General features: G+C 72.0%; 3 protein-coding genes and 1 pseudogene. 1 reads left to right on the forward strand and 3 read right to left on the reverse strand.

Annotation, left to right across the window (positions count from 1 at the left end):
* Positions 1-635, forward strand: a 635-nt coding sequence (locus tag GT030_RS03640) for an SDR family NAD(P)-dependent oxidoreductase (RefSeq protein WP_161199802.1), incomplete at its 5' end; no start/stop codon positions are given.
* Positions 636-646: 11 nt separating this feature from the next.
* On the opposite strand, the gene GT030_RS03645 is transcribed toward GT030_RS03640, so the two are convergent.
* The 3 genes and pseudogenes from GT030_RS03645 to GT030_RS03655 all read right to left on the reverse strand — a co-directional run.
* Positions 647-1225 (reverse strand): 2'-5' RNA ligase family protein, encoded by a 579-nt coding sequence (locus GT030_RS03645; RefSeq protein WP_161199803.1) that lies wholly within the window; start codon positions 1223-1225, stop codon positions 647-649.
* Between the two features lie 193 nt (positions 1226-1418).
* Positions 1419-2468 carry a tryptophan--tRNA ligase gene (gene trpS / locus GT030_RS03650; protein WP_161199804.1) on the reverse strand — a complete coding sequence of 350 codons (1050 nt, stop codon included), beginning with the start codon at positions 2466-2468 and terminating at the stop codon, positions 1419-1421.
* A gap of 138 nt (positions 2469-2606) precedes the next feature.
* A pseudogene (locus tag GT030_RS03655) lies at positions 2607-3326 on the reverse strand (glycine hydroxymethyltransferase); the annotation flags it as partial.

Genomic DNA, 3326 nt, shown 5'->3' on the forward strand with positions numbered 1-3326 from the left:
GCCCCGGCCCGGCCCTCGACCGCGCGGCCGGCCGCCTGGCCGCGCTCGGCGCCGACGTCCGTACGGTCGCCTTTGACGCGCTGGACCCGGAGTCCCACGAGGCGGTGCTCGGCAAGGTGTTCGCCGAGGGCGCCGTCGACATGGTGCTGCTCGCCTTCGGGGTCCTCGGGGACCAGGCACAGGACGAGCGGGAGCCGCTGCGCGCGGTCCGGGTCGCCGCCACCAACTACACCGGCGCGGTCTCTTCCGGTCTGGTCGCCGCCCGCGCCCTCCAGGACCAGGGCCACGGCTCGCTGGTGGTCCTCTCCTCGGTGGCCGCCGAACGCGCCCGCCGCTCGGACTTCATCTACGGCTCCAGCAAGGCCGGCCTGGACACCTTCGCGCAGGGCCTCGGCGACGCGCTGTACGGGACGGGCGTGCACGTGATGGTCGTACGCCCCGGCTTCGTGCGTACCGGCAGGACCGCCCATCTGGCGCCCGGACCGCTCTCCACCACCCCGGAGCAGGTGGCCGCCGCCGTCGAACTCGGCCTGCGCAGGGGCTCGGAGACGGTGTGGGTGCCCGGTGCGCTGCGCCCGGTGATGTCACTCCTGCGGCACGCGCCGCGCGCCCTGTTCCGCCGGCTGCCGGTCTGAAGGACGGGCGCTCAGCGGCTCGCGATGGGGTTGCGCTCGGCGGGCCCGCTCTGGCTGGGCACGACGTTGGCGCCGAAGGGGTAGTCGCGCAGCTTGCGCCACACCCCGTCCGCGCCCTGCTCGTACAGCGCGAACCCGGCGCACGGCCAGGCCGCCTCGAACCCGGCCAGCTCCTCGAAGGCGCGGTCCATGGCCGCCTCCTCGATGCCGTGCGCCACGGTGACGTGCGGGTGGTACGGGAACTGCAGCTCGCGCGGCACCGGCCCGGCCGGGTCCCGCACCTGCTGCTGGAGCTCCGTGCATTCCTCGGCGCCCTGCTCGACCCGGACGTAGACCACGGGCGACATCGGGCGGAAGGTGCCGGTGCCGGACAGCCGCATCGGGAAGGGGCGTCCGGCCGCCGCGACCTCGGCGAGGTGGGCGTCGACGGCAGCGAGGTCCGCCTCCTCGACCTCGGTCGGCGGAAGCAGGGTGATGTGCGTGGGGATGCTGAGCGCGGCGGCATCGCCGAAGCCCGCGCGCCGCTGCTGGAGCAGGCTGCCGTGAGGCTCCGGGACCGCGATCGACACGCCGATCGTTACGATCCCCACGTCGTCTCCTGTCGTCGCGTTCTGATCTGTGGGCCGTCCTCGCGTACGGCCGTCGGCTATCGACTGTACGGCCACGGGTGTCCGCAGGGCAGGCGCAACGGAAGTGATGTACGGCGCTCTGCCCCACCGGACATGCGTGCGGGTCGCACATCCGGGGGCGGCTGTGCGCCCCCGGACGCCCGGTCAGTGCCGGTCAGTGCTTCGCCGGCAGGAACCCGACCCGGTCGTACGCCAGCGCCAGGGTCTCGGCGGCCACCGCGCGGGCCTTCTCGGCACCCTTGGCGAGGATCGAGTCCAGCGTCTCGGTGTCCTCGAGGTACTGCTGGGTGCGCTCCCGGAAGGGGGTGACGAAGGCGACCATGATCTCGGCGAGGTCCGTCTTGAGGGCGCCGTACATCTTGCCCTCGTACTCCCGCTCCAGGTCCGCGACGGGCGTGCCGGTGAGGGTGGAGTGGATGGTGAGGAGGTTGCTCACGCCGGGCTTGTTCTCCCGGTCGAAGCGGATCACCGTGTCGGTGTCGGTGACCGCGCTCTTCACCTTCTTCGCCGTCGTCTTCGGGTCGTCCAGCAGGCTGACGACACCCTTGGGCGAGGCCGCCGACTTGCTCATCTTGACCGCCGGGTCCTGGAGGTCGTAGATCTTCGCCGTCTCCTTGAGGATGTACGGCCTGGGGCTGACGAAGGTCTCGCCGAAGCGGCCGTTGAAGCGGTCGGCCAGGTCGCGGGTCAGCTCGACGTGCTGGCGCTGGTCCTCACCGACCGGCACCTCGTCCGCGTGGTACAGCAGGATGTCCGCGACCTGGAGGATCGGGTACGTGAAGAGGCCGACGCTGGCCCGGTCGGCGCCCTGCTTGGCGGCCTTGTCCTTGAACTGGGTCATACGCGACGCCTCGCCGAAGCCGGTGAGGCAGTTCATGACCCAGGCGAGCTGGGCGTGCTCGGGCACGTGGCTCTGCACGAAGAGGGTGCAGCGGTCGGGGTCCAGACCGGCCGCGAGGAGCTGGGCCGCGGCGAGGCGGGTGTTGGCGCGGAGGTCCTTCGGGTCCTGCGGGAGCGTGATCGCGTGCAGGTCGACGACCATGTAGAACGCGTCGTGCGTCTCCTGGAGGGCCACCCACTGGCGGACGGCACCGAGGTAGTTGCCGAGGTGGAACGAGCCTGCGGTGGGCTGGATGCCGGAGAGTACGCGAGGCTTCTTCTCAGCGGTGAGCTTTTCAGCGGTGGGCTTTTCAGCGGGGGCCATGGTGCCCATTCTTCCAGAGGTGGAGGTGGGTCCCGTGACTAGGTGGGCCGGGTGCGGGGCGCGGGGGGCTGCGGCGCCGTCGTGGCTTGTCGCGCAGTTCCCCGCGCCCCTGAGGTCGGTGCACCTCGCCCCTGTTGATCAGGTCAGGTCGATTTCCGGGTAGAGGGGGAAGGCTGCCACCAGGTCCGTCGCTCGCTGCGCGATTTCGTCCGCCGTCTTCCGGTCCAGGACGTGCTGGGCCTTCGAGGGGGCGCCGGACTTCGTGGTGCCGGGTTCCGTGGTCGCCAGGACCCGGTCGATCAGGCCGGCCACCTCGTCCATCTCGGCCGTGCCCAGGCCGCGGGTGGTCAGGGCGGGGGTGCCGATGCGGATGCCGGAGGTGTACCAGGCGCCGTTGGGGTCCGCGGGGATGGCGTTGCGGTTGGTGACGATGCCGGAGTCGAGGAGGGCGGCCTCGGCCTGGCGGCCGGTGAGGCCGTAGGAGGCGGCGACGTCGATCAGGTTGAGGTGGTTGTCGGTGCCGCCCGTGACGAGGGTGGCGCCGCGCTTCATCAGGCCCTCCGCGAGCGCGCGGGAGTTGTCGACGACGCGCTGGGCGTAGTCCTGGAAGGAGGGCCGGCGGGCCTCGGCCAGGGCGACCGCCTTGGCGGCCATGACGTGCGGGAGCGGGCCGCCGAGCACCATCGGGCAGCCCCGGTCGACCTGGTCCTTCAGGGAGTCGTCGCACAGGACCATGCCGCCGCGGGGGCCGCGCAGCGACTTGTGGGTGGTGGTGGTGACGATCTGGGCGTGCGGCACCGGGTCGAAGTCGCCGGTGAGCACCTTGCCCGCGACCAGACCGGCGAAGTGCGCCATGTC

The organism is Streptomyces sp. SID1328, assembly GCF_009865595.1.
GTDB classification, from domain to species: domain Bacteria; phylum Actinomycetota; class Actinomycetes; order Streptomycetales; family Streptomycetaceae; genus Streptomyces; species Streptomyces griseoluteus.